The organism is Flavobacterium alvei (assembly GCF_002920895.1).
GTDB lineage: Bacteria > Bacteroidota > Bacteroidia > Flavobacteriales > Flavobacteriaceae > Flavobacterium > Flavobacterium alvei.
In genome coordinates this window covers 314,378-334,698 of sequence record NZ_PQVG01000002.1, presented here as the reverse complement: position 1 = coordinate 334,698, position 20,321 = coordinate 314,378, and the positions used below count along the sequence as shown (strand labels likewise).

24 protein-coding genes are annotated in these 20,321 nt (G+C 33.5%); 7 read left to right on the top strand and 17 right to left on the bottom strand.

Translation table 11 applies throughout. The features are described 5' to 3' along the window. Positions 1–1,005, top strand: a complete 1,005-nt coding sequence (locus C3L50_RS04495; RefSeq protein ID WP_103804947.1) for a PorP/SprF family type IX secretion system membrane protein — start codon at positions 1–3, stop codon at positions 1,003–1,005. A gap of 13 nt (positions 1,006–1,018) precedes the next feature. Here the strand turns inward: C3L50_RS04495 and C3L50_RS04490 are convergent, their stop codons facing one another. From C3L50_RS04490 to C3L50_RS04470, 5 genes are all read right to left on the bottom strand, one after another. Next, on the bottom strand, positions 1,019–1,462 hold the full coding sequence (locus C3L50_RS04490; protein ID WP_103804946.1) for a hypothetical protein: 444 nt from the start codon (positions 1,460–1,462) through the stop codon (positions 1,019–1,021). A gap of 226 nt (positions 1,463–1,688) precedes the next feature. Beyond that, positions 1,689–2,675 carry an aldo/keto reductase gene (locus C3L50_RS04485; RefSeq protein WP_103804945.1) on the bottom strand — a complete coding sequence of 329 codons (987 nt, stop codon included), beginning with the start codon at positions 2,673–2,675 and terminating at the stop codon, positions 1,689–1,691. 55 nt (positions 2,676–2,730) lie between these two features. Then, on the bottom strand, positions 2,731–3,465 hold the full coding sequence (locus C3L50_RS04480) for a hypothetical protein (RefSeq protein WP_133158847.1): 735 nt from the start codon (positions 3,463–3,465) through the stop codon (positions 2,731–2,733). Between the two features lie 91 nt (positions 3,466–3,556). Then, positions 3,557–3,793, bottom strand: coding sequence for an Imm74 family immunity protein (locus C3L50_RS04475; RefSeq protein ID WP_103804943.1), 237 nt, complete (start codon positions 3,791–3,793; stop codon positions 3,557–3,559). Between the two features lie 5 nt (positions 3,794–3,798). Next, complete coding sequence (locus C3L50_RS04470; RefSeq protein ID WP_103804942.1) at positions 3,799–4,443, bottom strand: SGNH/GDSL hydrolase family protein; 645 nt, start codon at positions 4,441–4,443, stop codon at positions 3,799–3,801. A gap of 200 nt (positions 4,444–4,643) precedes the next feature. On the opposite strand from C3L50_RS04470, the gene C3L50_RS04465 reads away from it, so the two are divergent. Then, complete coding sequence (locus C3L50_RS04465) at positions 4,644–5,054, top strand: OsmC family protein (protein WP_103804941.1); 411 nt, start codon at positions 4,644–4,646, stop codon at positions 5,052–5,054. Positions 5,055–5,173: 119 nt separating this feature from the next. Here C3L50_RS04465 and cysM read toward each other — a convergent pair whose 3' ends face one another. Together cysM and epsC are read right to left on the bottom strand one after the other, a co-directional pair. After that, a complete protein-coding gene (gene cysM / locus C3L50_RS04460; protein ID WP_103804940.1) occupies positions 5,174–6,061 on the bottom strand; it encodes a cysteine synthase CysM in 888 nt (295 codons plus the stop codon). Beyond that, the gene (epsC, locus tag C3L50_RS04455; protein WP_103804939.1) at positions 6,061–6,852 is read right to left on the bottom strand and encodes a serine O-acetyltransferase EpsC; all 792 of its coding nucleotides are present in this window, start codon (positions 6,850–6,852) and stop codon (positions 6,061–6,063) included. The genes cysM and epsC overlap by 1 nt, the downstream gene beginning before the upstream one ends. A 212-nt stretch (positions 6,853–7,064) precedes the next feature. Between epsC and C3L50_RS04450 the strand changes: the two genes are divergently transcribed. After that, a complete protein-coding gene (locus C3L50_RS04450) occupies positions 7,065–8,327 on the top strand; it encodes an NRAMP family divalent metal transporter (protein WP_103804938.1) in 1,263 nt (420 codons plus the stop codon). A gap of 119 nt (positions 8,328–8,446) precedes the next feature. Beyond that, positions 8,447–8,998 carry a Smr/MutS family protein gene (locus C3L50_RS04445; RefSeq protein WP_103804937.1) on the top strand — a complete coding sequence of 184 codons (552 nt, stop codon included), beginning with the start codon at positions 8,447–8,449 and terminating at the stop codon, positions 8,996–8,998. A gap of 129 nt (positions 8,999–9,127) precedes the next feature. Here the strand turns inward: C3L50_RS04445 and C3L50_RS04440 are convergent, their stop codons facing one another. After that, positions 9,128–10,108, bottom strand: a complete 981-nt coding sequence (locus C3L50_RS04440; protein WP_103804936.1) for a hypothetical protein — start codon at positions 10,106–10,108, stop codon at positions 9,128–9,130. Between the two features lie 181 nt (positions 10,109–10,289). Between C3L50_RS04440 and C3L50_RS04435 the strand changes: the two genes are divergently transcribed. Further along, positions 10,290–11,414 (top strand): cysteine desulfurase family protein, encoded by a 1,125-nt coding sequence (locus C3L50_RS04435; protein WP_103804935.1) that lies wholly within the window; start codon positions 10,290–10,292, stop codon positions 11,412–11,414. Positions 11,415–11,422: 8 nt separating this feature from the next. On the opposite strand, the gene C3L50_RS04430 is transcribed toward C3L50_RS04435, so the two are convergent. The 9 genes from C3L50_RS04430 to C3L50_RS04390 form a co-directional block, all read right to left on the bottom strand. Further along, positions 11,423–12,388 (bottom strand): MlaD family protein, encoded by a 966-nt coding sequence (locus C3L50_RS04430; protein WP_103805125.1) that lies wholly within the window; start codon positions 12,386–12,388, stop codon positions 11,423–11,425. 7 nt (positions 12,389–12,395) lie between these two features. Beyond that, positions 12,396–13,148 carry an ABC transporter ATP-binding protein gene (locus C3L50_RS04425; RefSeq protein WP_103804934.1) on the bottom strand — a complete coding sequence of 251 codons (753 nt, stop codon included), beginning with the start codon at positions 13,146–13,148 and terminating at the stop codon, positions 12,396–12,398. A 3-nt stretch (positions 13,149–13,151) separates the two neighbouring features. Beyond that, positions 13,152–13,934 carry an MlaE family ABC transporter permease gene (locus C3L50_RS04420; protein WP_103804933.1) on the bottom strand — a complete coding sequence of 261 codons (783 nt, stop codon included), beginning with the start codon at positions 13,932–13,934 and terminating at the stop codon, positions 13,152–13,154. Positions 13,935–14,059: 125 nt separating this feature from the next. Next, positions 14,060–15,223 (bottom strand): phospholipase D-like domain-containing protein, encoded by a 1,164-nt coding sequence (locus C3L50_RS04415; protein WP_103804932.1) that lies wholly within the window; start codon positions 15,221–15,223, stop codon positions 14,060–14,062. Between the two features lie 127 nt (positions 15,224–15,350). Beyond that, entirely contained in the window at positions 15,351–16,103 is a 753-nt protein-coding gene (tpiA, locus tag C3L50_RS04410; RefSeq protein ID WP_103804931.1) for a triose-phosphate isomerase, read from the bottom strand. Between the two features lie 60 nt (positions 16,104–16,163). Continuing rightward, positions 16,164–16,661, bottom strand: a complete 498-nt coding sequence (locus tag C3L50_RS04405) for a TlpA family protein disulfide reductase (protein ID WP_103804930.1) — start codon at positions 16,659–16,661, stop codon at positions 16,164–16,166. A gap of 133 nt (positions 16,662–16,794) precedes the next feature. Beyond that, positions 16,795–17,067: a hypothetical protein gene (locus C3L50_RS04400; protein WP_103804929.1), complete on the bottom strand. Its 273-nt coding sequence runs from the start codon at positions 17,065–17,067 to the stop codon at positions 16,795–16,797. A 13-nt stretch (positions 17,068–17,080) separates the two neighbouring features. Beyond that, positions 17,081–18,181, bottom strand: coding sequence for a BT_3928 family protein (locus C3L50_RS04395; RefSeq protein ID WP_103804928.1), 1,101 nt, complete (start codon positions 18,179–18,181; stop codon positions 17,081–17,083). Between the two features lie 38 nt (positions 18,182–18,219). After that, complete coding sequence (locus C3L50_RS04390; protein WP_103804927.1) at positions 18,220–18,759, bottom strand: DUF1599 domain-containing protein; 540 nt, start codon at positions 18,757–18,759, stop codon at positions 18,220–18,222. A gap of 78 nt (positions 18,760–18,837) precedes the next feature. Between C3L50_RS04390 and folP the strand changes: the two genes are divergently transcribed. Together folP and C3L50_RS04380 are read left to right on the top strand one after the other, a co-directional pair. Continuing rightward, on the top strand, positions 18,838–19,662 hold the full coding sequence (folP, locus tag C3L50_RS04385) for a dihydropteroate synthase (RefSeq protein ID WP_103804926.1): 825 nt from the start codon (positions 18,838–18,840) through the stop codon (positions 19,660–19,662). A gap of 2 nt (positions 19,663–19,664) precedes the next feature. After that, positions 19,665–20,315, top strand: coding sequence for a hypothetical protein (locus C3L50_RS04380; RefSeq protein ID WP_103804925.1), 651 nt, complete (start codon positions 19,665–19,667; stop codon positions 20,313–20,315). The last annotated feature ends 6 nt before the right edge of the window (positions 20,316–20,321 follow it).

The window sequence follows — 20,321 nt, the reverse complement described above, 5'->3', positions numbered from 1 at the left end:
ATGAAATTTAGACTATTTTTTACGCTATTATGCTGCTTCTTTTTCGCTAAATCAAAAGCGCAAGATCCTATATTTACACAATATTTCATCATTCCAGAAACTTTAAATCCTGCCTATTCTGGTTTTCTTGAAACTACTTACGCTGGGGCATTACACCGATCGCAATGGCCTGATTTGGATTTAAAAATTGATACTGATTATGCTTTTCTCAACACTTGGAGCGAAGGAATGAATAGCGGTTTGGGAGGAAGCATCTTAAGTCATAGAGAGAATAACACCCATTATAGTTTTACCCAATTGAATCTGAATTATGCTTATAGAGTAACATTAAATGACAATTGGTATTTTAGACCCGCGATTGAAATTGGTTTTGGAACCAAATCATTTGGTTTTGGAGGCTTAGTATTGAGTGACCAAATCAACATTGGTTCTGGGGTTATCAACCCAGTTAGTGGAGATCCTGTAGTTTTGAATGATAAATTTAATTTCTTTGATTTTTCAGTAGGAATGCTCGTCAATAGCGAAGAAGCTTGGTTTGGTTTATCTTTAAAACACATCAATAAACCCAATATTTCATTTGCTGATGAAAAAAATCTGCCTTTAGATATGTTTTTTTCTGCTAATGTTGGATATGAATTCCTAGTAGTTGATTATTTAGACGTTGTTGCTTTTCCATATGAAACTAAGTTTCAGGTATCGGCAAATTATATGAATCAAGGGCAATACAATAGGTTGGATTTAGGCACTTCTATTATGTTTCGAACGGTGTTTTTTGGTGTTTCTACTGCGATGAATCCTTGGACAAAGGCTGAAGACAGTCATTTGGTAACTTCGGTTAATTTTTTCGGAGGTTTGCAATACGAACATTTAAAATTTGGATTGTCTCACGATTTTAGCACTTCAAAAATTGGAAATTCTGGCGGAATTTATGAATTGTCGTTGACCTATCAGTTCGATTTGGATGTAAAATGTTTTGGTTGTCCTAATTATGAAAGTAAATACTAAACGAAGTTTCAAATTAATATTTCCTTTTTATCCATTCATAATTTATAATGGCGAGTCCATAAAAAATAGAATCGGCAGTAATTTTTCCAAATAGGATTCCCATAAAATAATTACCAGTTAAAACAGGCATCCAATACATACAAAACGGACGGATAAAAAAGAAATCCAAAATGGCAGGATAACCAAATTCCAGCAGTAAATTTCGAATCAATACTACAATTTCTTTCGGCGGTGTTTTTTGATTCAATGACCGATTCGAGTCCATCAATTTTTTGTAGGCCATAAAAAGAATGACACCATAAAAAGCAAAATATTCGGCAAAAGTAATTAGATAAGCCGTTGTCACTCCATCAAAAATCCGACTGAATTGGGAACTCGCCAGTGCAGCCGAAGTCGCAGCAATTTCAGCATATTTATACCGGTCAAACCATTCCTTGAAATTGGATTTATTGAACATATTTAGTTTTTATATTAACCGCAGATTCGCAGATTACAAACATTGAAATAAGTTTAAAACGCTAATAAAAACAGTAATAATTTGAACCATATAAGGTAAATAAGAACATATAAGACAAACAATTAAAGCCAAAACTTAAATGAACTTACTGCCTTATATGGTAAATTAATTTAACTCTTACTATTTTAAAATCTGCGAATCTGCGGTTAAAATTTTTCACAAAGAATTACCACAATTGGTGCACTTCTTTCTTAATATACTTTTCATAAATGGCATTCATCACAGCGATTTTCTCTGGTGTGAGTTGAGGTAAATCATAAACCGATAAATTAGATTGAACGTGGCTAGAATTTGAAGCTCCCGGAATAATACAACTGATTTCTTTGAAACCCAAAATCCATTGCAGGGCAATTGGTGCCAAATTAGAAACTTCAGGAAACAAAGATTTTAGTTCCTCTACTGCTTTTAAACCCAATTCGTAATCAATTCCAGAGAAAGTTTCCCCTTTGTCGAATGCGGCTCCGTTTCGGTTGAAATTGCGGTGGTCTTGGGCTTCGAAAGTGGTTTTAGAATCAAATTTCCCAGTCAAAAGGCCGCTAGCCAATGGAACTCTCGCAATGATGCCGATGTCTTTTTTTTGTGCTTCCTTGAAAAACAATTCAGAAGGACGCTGACGGAACAGATTAAAAATAATTTGAACTGTGGTTACGTTGGAATATTCAATGGCTTTGAGAGCTTCTTCCACTTTTTCGACGCTAACACCCAAGTTTTGAATTTTTCCTTGTTCTTTCAAACGGTCAAACAATTCGAAAATTTCGGGACGATAATACACTTCAGTTGGTGGACAATGCAATTGAATTAAATCTAAGGTTTCGAGTCCGGTTCTTTTCAAACTATCTTCCACGAATTTTTGTAAAACCTTCGGTTGGTAGCCTTCATTCACGTGCGGATTGATTTGGCGACCGCATTTGGTGGCAACATAAATGCGTTCCGAACGAGAGCAAACGACTCTTCCTACGGCGGTTTCGCTTAATCCATTTTCATACACATCGGCAGTGTCAATGAAATTCACGCCGTTGTCGATGGCAGTATTGATTAATTCGTCGGCGGTTTTATCGTTGAAGGGCGAACCCCATTTTCCACCCACTTGCCAAGTGCCCAGCGCTATTTCGGAGATATTAAAATTGGTTTTTCCTAATTTTCTGTAGTTCATTTTTTTTTTTTTTTTGATATTGTTTTAGTGATTCAATTTGTCTTGATAGGGATTTTTACATTGTCATAGGATATGTATAACAGTCAATTCGATATGTTTTAATATTAAATTTTATTTCATTGTAGTTTTTCGCCTTGTTTTCAAATCTATAAACCCTTCCGTTTCTTTTGTCTAAAAAGTATTCAGACCCCATCATAATTTTTTTAGAATTGTAGTCTTTATATATTTGCTCGTAAACTATATTCGTTCTTTTTTCACAATCGTCAGCTTCTTCTTGTTTATATTTAGCTACTCTACTACTATAATAAATTATATTTTGAAAAAAACTTAATTTATTATTAAGATTGTTTTCAGTATGTAAAATACTAAACATTAATTCTTTATAGAGTATGTTAAATTCTTCTCCAGTTAAATTTAAAGTTTTAACTAGACTTAAAAATTCCTTTTCAAAAGTTGAATTGGTTTTTGGAAATAGTTTCGGTTGAGTGTCACTTTCGAAATTCCAATAGTCAGCATACATATTTGAGAAAAATGGAATGGCATAAAACTTATTCCTTTTTTCAAAGACTAATACTTCATCGTATATTCTTTTGTTGGAGGTTTGTAGTAAAGTTATTGACAAGGAATCTAAATCAATTTTTCGAACTGCTGTTAAATTTTTATCTATCATTGGAAATTTTTCCAGTACAAAAGATACACTTTCTTTTTGAGAATTAAAACTAAGGTTTTTATTCTCTTTGCAAGAAATCATTAAAGTTAATAGGATTAAAAGTAGAACAATTTTTTTCATAGTTTGATTAGTGTTTTTATTGATTTGATACTATTTTATCTATTGACTTTTTAATCAGTGTTTGCATCATTTATATCGAAGTAACTTGAGACTATTCAAATAGGAATTCTGTGGAATTTTCTTCTTTTTTTAGAAATTGTGTAATTTCTATTTTTTCATTTTCAGAGATTTTTTTGTTTTCAAAAGGTGAATCCCAATTTTTGAAAGAATTTAGATCAATATAAAATACAGATGGCTCAAAAGTTAGTTCCCCATGAATAATAGTTTTTCTGTTTCCATATTTAATTAACAGAGATCCTTTCGATATTATTTTGTATTCAATTTTCATCAAGTTTATTGGTTTGATAACATTTCGTTTATCGCCTTTTCCACAAGCGGTGCCATCACTTCATAGCCTTTTTTATTAGGGTGAACTTCATCGTCAGTAAAGTTAGCATCTAATCCTTTTCGTTCATCAACCAATGCTGAATGATAATCCAAAAACATAATTTCATTGGCATCGGCATATTCTTTTATCATTTTATTGAGTTGTATGATTTTTTCGGCAGGAAAAGAATTGGGTCTCCAATCGAAATCATAAGCAGGCAAGACCGAGCATAAAATCACTTTGATTTGGTGAACTTTGGCCAATTCGGCCATCGAGAAAATATTGTCAGTTATCATTTCCAAGGTCGAAGGACCGGTATTTTCAGCAATATCATTGGCTCCAGCCAATAAGACCACAATCGAGGGTTTTAAGTCAATTACATCGGCTCGAAAGCGAATCAGCATTTGCGGAGAAGTTTGTCCACTAATGCCTCGGTTGATATAGGGTTTTCCATCAAAAAACTCGGGACAAAGAACTGACCAAAACTCGGTGATGGAATCGCCCATAAACACAATTCGTTTTTCTCCAGATTCCAGAATGGGAAGATTTGCATTTTCCTTTTGGTATTTTTTTAAATACGGCCAGTCTTGTAGTTGTAATTTGTTTCCCATACGGTGAAATTGACATTCTGGTTTTAGTAAATTCTAATAAAGCAGTCAACAAAAATAAGCATTTCGTCCAGTATTACCTATTAATTGTAGTGATGAAAAGTATTGTTTGAATTATATTTTAAATTTTAGTTAAATGGTGAAAAGTCAAAAGATGTTGGATTTTAAATGATTAAATTTGGGTAACCATTAAAAATAGAATTATGAAAAGACACGCAACCGCAGTTTGGAACGGCTCGCTCAAAGAAGGAGCCGGTCATTTAACCACACAAAGTGGAATATTACAAAAGACACAATATTCCTTTAAATCCCGTTTTGAAGAAGGAATCGGTACCAATCCAGAAGAGTTAGTTGCTGCAGCACATTCGGGCTGTTTTACTATGCAACTTTCGGCCTATATTACAGAAGCTGGTTTCGAGATTGAAAGCATCGAAACTAAATGCGATATTAATTTATTAGAAGGTAGAATCGTGAGTTCGCACCTAACCGTAAGTGCCAAAATCAAAGGAATTTCCAACGAGACTTTTCAAGAATTGGTTAGTAAAGCCGAGGAAAATTGTCCCATTTCAAAATTATTCGACACAGAAATTTCTACCGAAGCCAGTTTGGTTTAAATTCAGGTTTGTATCCAGTAAAAAAGGCTCGATTTGCAAAACAAATCGAGCCTTTTTTTAATAAGAATCGGTCTAAATCGGTCACATCAGTTTCATCCGTGTGCCATTGAAGCTAAAAACTAATCAAACAAATCTGATGACAAATAGCGGTCGCCTCGGTCACAAATAATAGCTACAATCACTCCAGATTCCATTTGTTCGGCTAGTTTTACGGCCACAGCTACGGAACCGCCACTGCTCATTCCGGCAAAAATGCCTTCTTCCTTGGCCAATCGTTTGGTCATTTCACGCGCTTCCGTTTCAGAAACTTCCATCACGACATCGACTTTCGATGCATCAAATATTTTGGGTAAATATTCTTGAGGCCATTTTCTAATGCCAGGAATTTGGGAACCATCGCTAGGTTGAGCACCCACAATTTGAATGGCTGGATTTTTTTCTTTCAAGTAAGTAGAAGTCCCAATTATGGTTCCTGTAGTTCCCATTGCCGAAACAAAATGGGTTACAGTTCCTTGAGTATCCTTCCAAATTTCGGGGCCAGTAGTTTTGTAGTGCGCTTTCCAGTTGTCGTCATTGGCAAATTGGTTGAGCATTACATATCCGCCTTCGGCTACTTTTTTATCGGCATAATCTCTGGATCCAATAATTCCTTCGCTTGCGGGAGTTAAAATCACAGTTGCACCATAAGCTCGCATCGTTTGGGTGCGTTCTATTGTAGAATCTTCGGGCAGGATAAGTTCAATTTCTACATTGAATAATTGGGCAATCATCGCTAGAGCAATGCCTGTGTTTCCGCTTGTGGCTTCTATGAGTTTGTCGCCTTTTTTGATGTCGTCTCTTTCTATTGCCGATGCAATCATATTATAGGCAGCACGGTCTTTTACGCTTCCTCCGGGATTATTCCCTTCAAGTTTTAGCAAAAGTTTGACGTTTTTGTTCTTTACCAAATTCACGCTTTCGACTAAAGGTGTGTTTCCGATAAGATCTGATAATTTTTTAAATTGCATTATTTTAATTCTTTGATTTTTACTTCGGTAATGGTGGTGTTGGTTACAATAGATTTTGCTGGAATTGATTTTGTAATCCAGGTATTTCCTCCAATAATGCTGTCTTTTCCAATGGTGGTTTCTCCGCCCAAAATAGTGGCATTGGCATAAATACACACATTTTTCTCAACGGTTGGATGTCTTTTGGTGTTTTTCATGTCTTTGCTAACGCTCAAGGCGCCCAAAGTAACACCTTGATATAATTTGACATTTTTTTCGATGACAGTGGTTTCTCCAATTACAATTCCAGTGGCATGGTCAATAAAAAAAGGTGAAGCAATAGTAGCTCCAGCATGAATATCAGTTCCGGTAGTATGATGTGCATATTCACTCATCAACCTTGACAAAAGCAACATGTTGAGCAAATACAATTCGTGACTTAATCTATAAATAGCAATGGCATAAAATCCAGGATAAGCCAAATAAACTTCTTCTATGCTATTAGAAGCAGGGTCGTTTTCTAAGATATAAGCAGCATCCTGATTTAAATTGACAAGAACTGAGGGTAGTTTTTCTAGAAATTGTTGCCAAATACTTTCATTTACATCATCTGATTTATTAAAAGATAATTTTGAAATTGACATGAAAAGCTGTTCGAGTTCTTCAATGCTTTGATCTAGAGGAGCATTGGTGTCAAATAATGTCGAGAATAGTTTTTTAGTAAAATCTACTGCCATAGTTTTAATTCCATATTCAATGGAAGAATGTTTTTTTATAGCAGCAATGGTATCTATGATTTCGTCTTTAGTCACAATATTAGAATTCAAATGTTAGTTGAAAAGGTAAAAGTAAGTTGTTTTTAGAAAATGCAGTACTAATTCAAGAAATAAATTTACTTCGGTGACTCTTTTTACTCTTTTTTAGGAAATGAAATCTTTTATTCGAATATGATTTTTTAAATGAGTAAATTAGCATGTATTCCCATTTTTAGTTCGTTTTTTTGAATCAATGAATAACTTGAAAGATGAATAATAGCAAAAAAATTAAAAATAAAATGGTTCGTTTTTGGAAAATTCTAGGACCTGGACTTGTAACAGGAGCTAGTGACGATGATCCTTCAGGAATTGCAACCTATTCACAGTCGGGTGCAGCTTATGGGCTTTCGACTTTGTGGACTTCAATTATTGCCTTTCCTTTAATGGCTGCCATTCAGCAAATGTGCGCTAGAATTGGTATTGTAACTTCACATGGGTTAACGGGTGTGCTCAAAGAGAATTATCCACGCCCAGTTTTATATATTATGCTTTTGTTTAGTTTTCCCGCAATTGTAATGAATATTGGTGCTGATATTGCAGGAATGGGGGCGGTAGGAAACTTGTTGTTTCCATCTATTGATGGTACTTATTTTAGTGTTTTGTTTACTTTAATTCTTTTGGGATTAATTATTTATTTGCCGTATCAAAAAATTGCTATCACGCTAAAATATTTATGCATTGTGCTGTTGGTTTATTTTATTGTGCCGTTTTTGTACAAACAGGATTTGTCACAAATACTTAAGGCCACATTGATTCCGACTATTCAATTCAACAAAGAGTTTATGGGTATTTTGGTAGGTATTTTGGGAACTACGATTTCACCTTATCTTTTCTTTTGGCAGGCATCGATGGAAGTTGAAGAACAGAACAAAAAACACCTGATTGTAAACAAAAGGATCATTCACGAAATAAATGAAGATGTCGATTTTGGCATGTCTTTTTCGGGATTTGTAATGTATTTTATTATTCTAACCACAGGAACAGTTTTGTATAATAATGGCATGCATCAAATAAATACTGTCGAACAAGCTGCACTTGCTTTAAAACCATTGGCGGGTAATTTGGCTTACCTACTTTTTGCTATTGGAATTATTGGAACGGGACTAATTGCCATTCCTGTTTTAAGCGGTTCGCTTTCCTATATTATCACCGAAACTTTTGGATGGGAACAAGGTTTAGATAAAAAATTTCACGAAGCAAAAGCTTTTTACGTTATCATCGCTATTTCTTTGCTATTGGGATTGTCGTTAAATTATATTGGCATTTCTCCCATACAAGCTTTAATTTATACCGCCATACTTTACGGTTTGACCGCTCCGGTTTTAATTGCCATAATCCTTCATATTTCTAATAACAAAAAAGTGATGGGCAGATTTACGAATAGTAAAACATCCAATATTCTTGGTTTTGCATCCTTGATAATTATGTCGGCAGCAGCTGTAACTTTAATATATTTGCAATTGGCTGATTAGGGTTTTCTATTTAAAAAAACCGAGAATATTTTCCAATCAAAAATAGTTTTCTAAAGTATATTACTTTTGAATTCTGAAACCAAAAACAGTATTTGATAACCCAAAATAAATTGTAAAAAATGTTCAATAAAGGAGACCAAGTTTCGGTTTTAGATGAGGATGTAAATGGAGTAGTAGTATCGGTCAAAGATAAGCAGGTTACTATAGAAACTACCGATGGTTTTGTGATGACTTATTTTGTCAACGAATTGCTTAAAATAAACAAATCCAGTAATTTAATGGATTCTATCGAAAGAATAAATATAGGAGATATTGCTAAAGAAAAAGAAACCCCAAAACCAAGAAGTTTTGTTAAAGAGCGCAAAGATAAACGTGAAATTCCGGCTCCAGAATTTGATTTACACATTGAAAAATTGGTTCCTAACAAACGCGGAATGTCTAATTATGACATACTTACTTTGCAAACTGAAACAGCCAAACGTCATATAGAATTTGCTATAAAAAATCGTATTCCTAAGATTGTTTTTATTCACGGTGTTGGCGAAGGAATACTAAAATCGGAGTTGGATTTTTTGTTGGGAAGATATGATAATGTCGTTTTTCAGGACGGTAATTATCAAAAATATGGTCAAGGAGCAACCGAAGTTTATTTCAAGCAAAACACTAAATAATGGTTTTAATTAAGTTGAAAATTCAAATTTAAATCAAAAGCAAATAAACCGAAAAGCCACAAATTAATACCCAAAACGATGGGATTAATTTGTGGCTTTTCGGTCAAATATAATAAGATTACTTCTGAATTAGGAGGTGATTAATTCCCCATAAATATAAGCATCTCCAAGTTTGAAGCTGCTATTTCCTTTCTTTAAAGTAGCATTTTTAATAACTATAGTATGTTTAAAAGCTGTTGTTCCGCTTTTTATTGTAGTAACTTCTATAATTCCGCTCACGTTCGCCACTCCACTTACAGCATTCCATTCTTCGCTTACTGTTGGAATTACAGGTGTTATTGTGTTGCAAAAATAACTTGGAGTAAGTAATCCATTGAATAAACGATAGGTGAGTTTGTTTTTGACGGTTCCAATCAAAGCAGTTCTTGGTGTGTTCAAAGGTGTTTCTATATTGACAATTAGTGCATCATCAATATTTTCAAGCGTTAACGATTCGCCGCTTATATAATTGTAAAGATCTTTAGTTGTAGTACACTTTTCGACTGTTTTGTCAAAACCGAAAGGTAAAGGAGTGGCTGAGGTGGTGTAATCACCAAAAACAAATGTCTCATAAACTTGAGTGCCATTGCCTTTGTCAAAAGTGATGTTTTTAAAAATAATACGATGATTGTAACCTGTAATTACGGTGCTTCCAGGGATGCTTCCTGCTGATGTTATTGTAGTTGTAGTTATTTCTATTTTTCCTGATATTGCAGTCCATTGATCAGATACGTAAGGTTTTGCAGGCGGAATGGTGCTGCAAATATTATCAGCTGCTACAGTTCCGTCATAAAAACGATATACAACTTTGTAGGTTGAATTGTCAATATCGATAACAGTTGGAATATAATCTCCAGTTGAGGAATCAATATTTGATGGTTCATTTACAAACGTAGTTTTTGGAATTTCAAGCAATAAAGCTTCTTTTTCTTTTAGTTTGTATATAATATTATTAACGCTGCAGGTTTGTGTTGTTGCATTCTCAAAATCAATGGTTTCTAAAGTTAAATTCCCGTCATCACATCCGTTTAGTAACAGAACAAAAACCAATAGGCTAAAAACTCTTTTCATTTTCAATATATTTCTGGCAAAAATAGTGAAAAAATTACCAATTGATCGTAATGAAATCATAATTGATGCATCATATTTGGCTATTTATTTTTCATTTGGTATTAGGATATTGTATTTTCTATCGTGATGTTTTTTCTGTAAATAAACCTGTTGTTAGTAGCTATTTCATAACTTTGTGCCAATGAAAAAAATATATCTCGATAACGCCTCGACGACACAACTTCGTCCAGAAGTCATTCACGAAATGACAAAAGTATTGACAGAAGATTTTGGAAATCCTTCGTCAACACATAGTTTTGGACGAAATGCTAAAAGTATTGTAGAACTTTCTAGAAAGACAATAGCTAAGTCTTTGAATGTTTCTGCTTCCGAAATTATCTTTACATCATGCGGAACTGAAGCTAATAATTGGATTCTTCGCTCGGCAGTTAAGGATTTAAATGTTGAAAGAATAATTTTAAGTAAAATAGAGCATCACGCTGTTTTACATACTGTTGAGTTATTGCAAAAAGAATTTGGAATTCAAGTAGATTTTGTAAGTCTTAAATCTAATGGTGAAATTGATTTGACCGATTTAGTGGATTTGCTCTCGCAGGAAATCAAAACTTTGGTAAGCTTAATGCATGTGAATAACGAAATTGGAACTCTTTTGGACGTGACAAAAGTAGGACGAATTTGCGAACAACATAATGCCCTTTTTCATTCAGATATGGTGCAATCTGTTGGCAAAATCGAGATTGATTTGCAGCATTCACCAATCGATTTTATGGTAGCAAGTGCTCATAAATTTCACGGACCAAAAGGAATTGGTTTTGCATTTGTGAAGAAAAATTCAGGATTACAACCTCTTTTTTATGGTGGCGAACAAGAAAAAGGCTTGCGTCCCGGAACCGAAGCCGTTCATCAAATTGCAGGAATGGCAAAAGCTTTGGAACTTTCGTATGCCCATTTAGAAACCGAAAGAAATTACATTTTTGAATTAAAAAAATACTTGATTTCCAGATTAGAAATTGAATTCCCCGATTTTCAAATCAATGGAAATCCCGATGGAATTTATACCATTTTGAATGTTTTATTACCCATTTCTGAAACTAAAACAGCGATGATATTATTTAATTTGGATATGAAAGGGATTGCTGTTTCGCGTGGCAGTGCTTGCCAGTCAGGTAGTATAAAACCTTCTCATGTTTTGGCTGAAATGCTTTCGAATGAAGATTTGAAAAAACCAAGTTTACGCATTTCTTTTAGTCATTTCAATACCAAAGCAGAAATCGATTTATTGGTTGAAGCGTTGAAAAATATATAGTTAATCCTTTATTTTTTATTTTCCTTTTCTTGTTTTTTGAAATAGCCTCGAAGTAAAAAATTGTGCTTCATCGCTTCTAAGTCTTCGTTTAGTTTGATGCTTGCAGCATTAAGATTGGTCATAGTCGAATCAATTTTTCGAACTAAATCGGGATTGTTCGAAAGATAGTTGATGCTTCCTTTTCCGTCTTTAATATTGAGAATTGTTGCGTTGAGGTTAGTAACCACTTTGTTAATTTCGGAAGTGGATTGAGCTAAATTTGCCATTGTAATTTTTAAATTATGGGCTACAGCTGTATCTTTTATAACTCCCAAAACATTGTCTTTATTATCTAGTGAAGTTACGATTTTGTCTATTTTTGATACCGTTTCAGAAGCGCTTTTGGTGGTTAGTTTCAAATAGCGCATCGTTTCGCCTAAGTCTCTCGAGATTAGAGTGTCATTCAACAAAGAACCTATTGTTCCTTTGCCTTCAATGATTTTATCGGTAATTTTGAGTAAATTGGCTGTTAGTGTTGCTGCATTTTTATTGGTTATACTAAGTGTGTTTAAAAGGTCTTCGGTTCGAATGCGATTGAAAGTCTTAATGGTTTCGCCGGGTTCAATTGAAGGTTGATTTTCTTTACCTGGAATAATATTTATAATCATATTTCCTACTAAACCATCCGAGCTGATTGTGGCAATAGCATCTTTTTTTATATAAGGGAAAATGGCTTTGTCTATAATCATATCGACCCGAACGGTGGTGTCGTTGATCATTTCGATTCCTCTAACAGTTCCGACGCTAATTCCTGAATAGCGAACATTGTTTCCTAATTGTAAACCGTTTACGTTGTTAAAAACGGCTTCTAAGTGATTTGTTTTGCCAAACATTTTTTGCTTGTCGCCAATAAAATAAACGGCAAGTATTAAAATCAATAATCCGAAGATGACAAATAGACCTAGGTATATTTTTTGTGATGCTGATTTTTCCATTTTGTATTTATTTAAAAAAGGCTTGAATTTTAGGGTCATTTAAGGCAATTATCTCTTCAAAAGTTCCTTCAACATAATTTATCCCATCTACTAATAAAATCATTCGATTGGAAATGGCTCTGGCACAATCTACATCGTGAGTTATAATGATGGAAGAAGTATTGTATTTTTTTTGAATAGAAATCATTAGCAAAATTATTTCTTTGGCAGTAATTGGGTCTAATCCCGTTGTAGGTTCGTCATACAAAATAATTTTGGGTTGCAAAATCAAGGTTCTTGCTAATGCAATTCGACGTTTCATTCCTCCAGAAAGCTCTTCTGGCATTAAATTGATGGTGTTAGCCAAGCCAACATTTTCTAAGGCTTCCATTACTAAAGGCGTGGTGTCTTTTATGACTCCAAACTTTTTGGTATGACGTCTCAGCGGAAATTCTAGATTTTCTCGAACTGTCATCGAATCATAAAGCGCACTTCCTTGAAAAAGAAATCCAACTTCGGTTCGAAGTTCATCGAGTTCGTCGTGTTTCAATTGGCTAATGTCTTTTCCCATCACGCAAATTGTGCCGCTATCAGGGTCTTCGAGTCCAATCAAACATTTAATCATTACAGATTTTCCTGAACCAGATTTTCCCATAATAACCAGATTTTCACCTTCGACTAAGTTCATATTGAAGCCATTTAAAACATGATTTTCTCCATAACTTTTTTTCAGGTTCTTAATCTCTATGATTGATTCAGTATTGTATTGAAAGGTTTCCATAATTTATAAATCATAAAAAATGTCGGTTACAAAAACAGCAATAAAATCGATTATAAAAAGCAACATCGAGGTGAAAACTACAGCAGAATTAGCGGCAAGACCTACGCCAGCAGTGCCTTTTTTACAGTTATACCCTTTAAAACAACCTACTAATCCGATGGCAAAACCAAAGAAAAATGACTTGATGGTTGCGGGAATTAAGTCGCCAAATTCTAAGGCTTCGGCGACTTTATTAAAATACAATAAAAACGAAATATTTCCTTTTGTGTTTTCTACTAGATAGGAACCATAAAGAGCGATGGCATCACCCAATAGAACTAAAATGGGCAGCATAAAGGTAGTGGCCAAAATTCGGGTCACGACTAAATATTTGAACGGATTAGTTCCTGAAACTTCCATAGCATCGATTTGTTCGGTGACTTTCATGGATCCTAATTCTGCTCCAATACCAGAACCAATTCTTCCTGCACAAATCAAAGCAGTAATGATAGGGCCAATTTCTCGAATAATCGAAATGCTGACCATAGCTGGCATCCAAGAAACGGCGCCGAATTCTTGAAGTGTAGGGCGTGATTGTAGCGTAAATACTAATCCTATGATAAATCCTGTAACGGCTACTAAAAGAAGAGAGCGGTTTCCCATATTGTAGCATTGTCGGATAAATTCTTTGAATTCGAAAGGACGTTTTAAAACTTCTTTGAAAAAACGCCCAGCAAAAAGAGATAGTTCTCCAATATCAAGTAAGAAGGACTTAAAAATGCGGATTATTTTTAAAATAGTTTCCATTTCAAAAAGGGATTATTTTTAAAAAGCGCAACTTATTTATAAGTGTAGAAGATATAAACGAATTGGAGTAAATATACGAATAATCTGTTGAATATCAGTAAATTTAGTGATGTATTTTTTATTCTTTAATAGAATTTTCTAAATCTTTTATGCGGAATGAATGTAATTATTATTTCGATTATTCTGGACAGCCAATACGAAGCCCAATTAGTAAATTTTGAAGTCCAATTATGTTTTGTATCAATGGTTTCAGCCGTAATTCTTTCGCATTGATTGATGATTTCAGAAAGATGTACTAAATATTCTTTGGCAAATCTATCCGATTCGATGGCTACATTCATTTCGATGCTGGCAAACGAACTCAAATTGTTGAGATTGAAAGAGCCAATTGTTGTCCAATTGCCATCAATAACTGCTGTTTTTCCGTGCAAAATAGTTTTTTTCCATTCGTATAATTCAATATTGTATCTTAAAAGTTTAGAATACAAATGACAACTAGCTCTTCTCGCCATCGGTACGTCCGAGATTCCCGAAAGAATTAATTTGATGTTTACATTATTTTGAGCCGCTATTTTTAAGGTTTTAATCAGCTTTTTACCAGGCAAAAAATAACTATTTACAATTACAATCTCTTTTTCGGCAGTGCTAATTTTGTTGATATAGCTTTTGAAAACCTCGTTTTTTCGTTTTAGCCAATCATTTTGAAGGATAGTAACACAATTTTCTTGGGAGTTTTCTATGAAAGATTTGATTTTTTTTCTTCGAATAATTCTATTCTTGAAATACATATCTCTACACAATTCTTGAAGAGATTTTGCAATAGTTTCGTCTGTAATTTCAACCGCATAGTCAAGCCAAGGTTTTTCTTTTGGATTTCCGTGGTATTTATCGGCAATATTAATTCCGCCAATTAAAACTTTTTTTGCATCAGAAACGATTACTTTATGATGCAATCTTCGTCCGATATACAATGAATTGGCCGAAAATAAAGGGGAGAAGATTCTAAAATTGATTCCTATTTTAGATAAGTTATGAATGACTTCTTTTGGGAAATTTAATGAACCAAAACCATCAATGAGAATGTTGATTTTTACATTTTTTGCAGCGGCTTTTTTTAAAGCAGCAATTATTTTTTTTCCTGTAGCATCATATTCAAAAATATAAGTTTGGATGTGAATTTCTAATTCTGATTCTAAAATCATCTGTTCAAGTCTGGCAAAATAGTCTTCGCCACTATGAACAAGTGTGATATTTTGAGCAGAAATAATGGAGTTATTGGATTCTAGCATTACAATTTTTGAAAATGATGCAACTCAAATATACGAAAATAGTGCTAAAATCAGTTGAATATAAAATTAAAAAATCCCCAACTATTTTCATAATTGAGGATTCCCATATAAAGTTTAATCTAAATTCTTAGATAGCGTTTACAATGGCCAAAAAGTCTTTTGAATTAAGTGCTGCTCCACCAATTAAGCCACCATCAACATCTGGTTTAGAGAAAATTTCTTTGGCATTGTCAGGTTTAACACTTCCACCATAAAGGATAGAAACATCTTCGGCAATATCACTTCCATAAGCTTTGCGAACCGTTTCTCTGATGAATTCGTGCATTTCTTGTGCTTGTTCTGGACTAGCTGTTTCACCTGTTCCGATTGCCCAAACGGGTTCGTAAGCCAATACAATTTTTTCCCAATCTTTAGCTTGAAGATGAAACAAACCATCTTTCAATTGGTTTTCAACAATATTGAAATGATTTTTTGATTGACGGTCTTTCAATTCTTCGCCAAAGCAAAAAATAACGGTCATATCATTTTGTAAAGCAGCGTCCACTTTGCTTGCGATCAAAGCATCAGTTTCGTGAAAAATAGCTCTACGCTCAGAATGTCCAAGGATTACAGTGTTTACACCAACACTTTTTAGCATATCGGCTGTAATTTCTCCTGTATATGCTCCACTAGCTGCTTGGTGCATGTTTTGAGCCGAAACTTGAATTGAGGTTCCTTCTAATAAGCTTGTTGCTAAAGCTAAATTAACAAAAGTAGGTGCTACAATTACTTGTGCATTATTTTTAGTTGAAACTTGAGCTTTTAATTCATTTAATAATTCTGCTGTTTGAGTAGCATTTTTATGCATTTTCCAGTTTCCTGCTACAATCTTCTTTCTCATTTTAATTGTGTTTTATTGTTTATTGTTTGTTTTTTATTGTTTTGAAATTGACATTGTTTTTTATTTATTCAACTCTTTCAAAGTGGCATTAATTTTTTCGAAATCGGTTTCAATTGCTCTGTAAATTACAATTTTACCAGTTTTGTCAATGATGATATATCTTGGAATCCAATCTAAGTCGATGGCTTTTCCGAACACGCCTTTCATTTGGTCATTAGCCATATAATGCTCGCCTTTGAGTTCGTGCTTTATAATTCCTTCTTTCCATTTATCAGCTGTTTTATCCATTGAAATAAAAACATAAGCTGTGTTTGGATTATTGGTTTGTAGTTCTTTTATTTTTGGCATTGCTTTGACACAATCGCCACACCAAGATGCCCAAATTTCGATGACAAGTGTTTTGCCTTTGTGGTTTTTTAAAATATTTTTAAAAGTGACTTGTTTTCCGTCGGTTGCTAGTAAAGTTTCAGATAGAGCTTCTTTCGAAAAGGAGTTTTTTTGGGCTTGAGAACAAGAAAAACTAATTACAGCAAAAACTAATAGAAGTATTTTATTCATTTTTAAAAATTTTGCCCAAAGTTACATTTTAAAAATAGAATAACGAAGGGTAAAGTGCATTATTTCAGGGATTTGTACTATTTCGATTTCGTAATTTGTTAGTGTATTCAATTACAGATGAGTAGTATTGTTTTTATTTCGATTTTTCATCTTTAGTATCCTCTAAATAGATTCGTTTACTTCTTTTTTTTCTTTTAGTAAAATACATTTTTTTAATGGAATAGCCAATATAAATTCCAGAAATTGCCATTAAAGTACATCCAAAAATCACATGAAATGTGACTCCCAAAGGAACTTCAAACCAAGTTGAAACCTCGTTTAGAAAATAATATCCTATTCCAAAAATAATAGAACTCACAAAAATGTATAGCCATTTTTTCTTTCTTCTTTCTGTTCGACTACTCATAATTAACTGTAAATTAAAGGTTCAAATCTGTGATGTCATTGTAGTGAACTTTTTGAGTAACAGTTCCGTAATTTAGTATAACAAAACTTGGATTAGCTCTTTCGATTGTTTTTAGGGCTGTGGCATCACAGAAGAGACAATCAAAACTAAAGTTGTATTTCTTTTTTACATTTTCAATAACATCAGCCGAAGAGCCTGTTAGTAATGCAACATAATATCCTTTTGCAGTAGCATTTTTATACAATTCGTTTACTTTTTTCAAACCTTCTGGATTTGCTTTTTCTAAGTCATAAGCCACAATCAGGAGTGATTTTTCTTTAGCTAAAATCATATTGGTTTGATCTTCGCCGTTTAAATCTAATTTAAAATCGTGAATAGGAGGTAAGTAGCCTTGAACGATAACTTTGTCTTTTCTATCCACAAATTCAGCTCCTGCCGGAAGAGACATCAAATCTTTTTCGGTAAATTCTTTGTCAACGCCATTCACTTTATAAATAAAAATCATTTCAACCACACTTTTTGGAGCATTGTCCGGAATTTCCATAGATTTTCGGATGTTAGTTCCTATTTTATAGGGTCTAAAATCTTTTAATGGCAAATGATTTAAAACCCAATATCCCATAAATGAACACAAAACAATGCTTGCTATAACCAAAATATTTTGAGTTTTATTCGAAAAAATTGATTTAATATATTTTTGATTGTACAGCAATATTAGAATGAAAAATAATAAAATTAAATCTTTTGAAAAGGATTGCCAAGGCGTTAAATGTAAAGCATCGCCAAAACAACCACAGTCTTTAACGACATCAAAATAGGCTGAATAAAAAGTCAAAAACGTGAATAAAATAACCAATAAAAGCAAACTCCAAATGGTGGTTTTTGATTTATAACCCAAAAGAAGCATTACTCCCAAAACCACTTCTAAAATCACTAAGAACAAAGCAATTGCCAACGTGTAAGGTACGAAAAAAGGCATGTTAAATACAGGTTCGCTAAAATATTCGTCCAGCTTATAGGAGAATCCTAGTGGGTCATTGAGTTTGATTAAGCCCGAAATAATGAATAAAATCCCAACAAAAAGTCTTGAAAATTGTGCAATGAAATTTTTCATTTTTTATATAATTTGTTTACAAAAATTGGTTACTTATTTTAAGCTTTATTACTTAAAATCAAAGCAAAAACAGCATAATTAATCATGTCTTGATAATTAGCATCAATCCCTTCCGAAACTAATGTTTTTCCTTTATTGTCTTCAATTTGTTTCACTCGAAGTAGTTTTTGCAAAATCAAATCGGTTAAAGAACTCACACGCATTTCGCGCCAAGCTTCGCCATAGTCATGATTTTTGGCTTCCATCAAATCTTTGGTCAATTTTACTTTGGCATCATACAATTCGGTTGCCTCTTCTACATTCAAATCGGGTTGATCTACAACGCCCAATTCGAGTTGAATCAATGCCATAATCGAATAATTAATGATTCCGATGAATTCTCCAGTTTCGTCTTCATCGACTTTTCGAACTTCGTTTTCTTGTAAACTTCTAATTCTTTGGGCTTTGATAAAGATTTGGTCTGTTAGCGAAGGCAGTCTTAAAATGCGCCAAGCACTGCCATAATCTTTCATTTTATTGATAAATAGTGAGCGACAAATGGCAACTATGCTATCGTATTGTTGTGAAGTAATGTTCATTTAATGATGTATATTTGTCACAAAAATAAGTATAATTATTTTGTTTTAAGAATGATGACAAACGAAATTTGATTTAAGATGACAATAAACTGCAAAGGACAACTTATCGATTTGACATCGCCTAAAGTAATGGGGATTTTGAACGTGACTCCAAATTCCTTTTTTGATGGAGGAAAGTATAAAGACGGAAGTCAAATGCTGTCGCAAGTAGCGAAAATGTTGAGCGATGGAGCAACATTTATTGATATTGGTGCCTATTCCAGTAAGCCGAGCGCCGAATTTGTTTCGGAAGAGGAAGAATTGCAAAGAATAGTTCCCATCGTTAATTTGATTTTGGAATATTATCCCGAAACTTTGATTTCGATTGACACTTTTAGAAGCGAAGTGGCGCGAATTTGTATCGAAAACGGTGCGGCAATTGTTAACGATATTTCGGCAGGAAATCTGGACGAAAAGATGATGGAAACTGTTGCAAAATACAATGTTCCATACATAATGATGCATATGCGAGGCACGCCACAAACGATGCAAGCCATGACAAGTTATAGCAATATAGTTAAGGAAATGCTTTTCTATTTTTCTGAAAAAGTGTCTCTTGCTAGAAGTTTTGGTATCAACGATTTGATTGTTGATCCTGGATTTGGTTTCGCCAAAACTTTAGATCAAAATTATGAGGTTTTGCAGCAATTAGAGTTGTTTAAAATGTTAGAATTGCCTTTGCTATCGGGTGTTTCTAGAAAATCTATGATTTATAATTTGTTTCAACAAACTCCCGAAGAAGCTTTAAACGGAACCACAATAATCAATACAATTGCTTTAAACAAAGGGGCAAAAATTCTACGAGTTCACGATGTGAATGAAGCAGTTGAATGCGTGACTATTTTTAATAAAATTAATTCCTAAAAATGAAATATTTTAGTTTAATACTCCTTTTTGTTGTGTTTTCTTGCGGAAATAAAGAAGATATTTTATTGCCCAAATCGAATGTTACTGTCGTTTCTAATGTTGTAGATCATTCGCCGATTTATATTTTTTTTAGAACCAAGGACAAAGACACTTTAGCGGAAGTCAACAAGAAAAACGAGATTATTTCGACCAGTTGGATTTTCAATATTGACAAACGATTGCCGTTGCGATTGGTCATTCCCGAAGTGATGAAATTGCAGCAAAAAAAGAGAGAAGAAGTGGCTCACAAAAATGAAAAAGCCGAGAATTATTATTCGTATGCGGATAGTATTGGCAAGAATATGGCTTTTTTGCCGTTCACGAAAGTGTATTATAAAATGGGAAAACCAAAATATGGAGTGATAGTTTACTTTAATAAACACAACGAAATATATGTTTTTGATTGGTTTTCTATGGAAAATCTTTTAGTAAAAAAAGACAATTTGCAAGAATATTTAAACGCTTTACCAAGTGAAAAGCCAAATAAATATCTTTTTTGTTTTTCAAAAGATTTAACTTTTGGAAATTATATTCAAGACAAAATTTTTATTCAAAGTTTAAAATTGTATTTCCCTGATTTGAATTTGACCAATGAAGAATATATATACTAAATTAAT

Coding starts and splice junctions, on each gene's coding strand:
- C3L50_RS04495 (WP_103804947.1), top strand. CDS start 1: ATGAAATTTAGACTATTTTTTACGCTATTATGCTGCTTCTTTTTCGCT.
- C3L50_RS04490 (WP_103804946.1), bottom strand. CDS start 1,462: ATGTTCAATAAATCCAATTTCAAGGAATGGTTTGACCGGTATAAATAT.
- C3L50_RS04485 (WP_103804945.1), bottom strand. CDS start 2,675: ATGAACTACAGAAAATTAGGAAAAACCAATTTTAATATCTCCGAAATA.
- C3L50_RS04480 (WP_133158847.1), bottom strand. CDS start 3,465: ATGAAAAAAATTGTTCTACTTTTAATCCTATTAACTTTAATGATTTCT.
- C3L50_RS04475 (WP_103804943.1), bottom strand. CDS start 3,793: ATGAAAATTGAATACAAAATAATATCGAAAGGATCTCTGTTAATTAAA.
- C3L50_RS04470 (WP_103804942.1), bottom strand. CDS start 4,443: ATGGGAAACAAATTACAACTACAAGACTGGCCGTATTTAAAAAAATAC.
- C3L50_RS04465 (WP_103804941.1), top strand. CDS start 4,644: ATGAAAAGACACGCAACCGCAGTTTGGAACGGCTCGCTCAAAGAAGGA.
- cysM (WP_103804940.1), bottom strand. CDS start 6,061: ATGCAATTTAAAAAATTATCAGATCTTATCGGAAACACACCTTTAGTC.
- C3L50_RS04450 (WP_103804938.1), top strand. CDS start 7,065: ATGAATAATAGCAAAAAAATTAAAAATAAAATGGTTCGTTTTTGGAAA.
- C3L50_RS04445 (WP_103804937.1), top strand. CDS start 8,447: ATGTTCAATAAAGGAGACCAAGTTTCGGTTTTAGATGAGGATGTAAAT.
- C3L50_RS04440 (WP_103804936.1), bottom strand. CDS start 10,108: ATGAAAAGAGTTTTTAGCCTATTGGTTTTTGTTCTGTTACTAAACGGA.
- C3L50_RS04435 (WP_103804935.1), top strand. CDS start 10,290: ATGAAAAAAATATATCTCGATAACGCCTCGACGACACAACTTCGTCCA.
- C3L50_RS04430 (WP_103805125.1), bottom strand. CDS start 12,388: ATGGAAAAATCAGCATCACAAAAAATATACCTAGGTCTATTTGTCATC.
- C3L50_RS04425 (WP_103804934.1), bottom strand. CDS start 13,148: ATGGAAACCTTTCAATACAATACTGAATCAATCATAGAGATTAAGAAC.
- C3L50_RS04420 (WP_103804933.1), bottom strand. CDS start 13,934: ATGGAAACTATTTTAAAAATAATCCGCATTTTTAAGTCCTTCTTACTT.
- C3L50_RS04415 (WP_103804932.1), bottom strand. CDS start 15,223: ATGCTAGAATCCAATAACTCCATTATTTCTGCTCAAAATATCACACTT.
- tpiA (WP_103804931.1), bottom strand. CDS start 16,103: ATGAGAAAGAAGATTGTAGCAGGAAACTGGAAAATGCATAAAAATGCT.
- C3L50_RS04405 (WP_103804930.1), bottom strand. CDS start 16,661: ATGAATAAAATACTTCTATTAGTTTTTGCTGTAATTAGTTTTTCTTGT.
- C3L50_RS04400 (WP_103804929.1), bottom strand. CDS start 17,067: ATGAGTAGTCGAACAGAAAGAAGAAAGAAAAAATGGCTATACATTTTT.
- C3L50_RS04395 (WP_103804928.1), bottom strand. CDS start 18,181: ATGAAAAATTTCATTGCACAATTTTCAAGACTTTTTGTTGGGATTTTA.
- C3L50_RS04390 (WP_103804927.1), bottom strand. CDS start 18,759: ATGAACATTACTTCACAACAATACGATAGCATAGTTGCCATTTGTCGC.
- folP (WP_103804926.1), top strand. CDS start 18,838: ATGACAATAAACTGCAAAGGACAACTTATCGATTTGACATCGCCTAAA.
- C3L50_RS04380 (WP_103804925.1), top strand. CDS start 19,665: ATGAAATATTTTAGTTTAATACTCCTTTTTGTTGTGTTTTCTTGCGGA.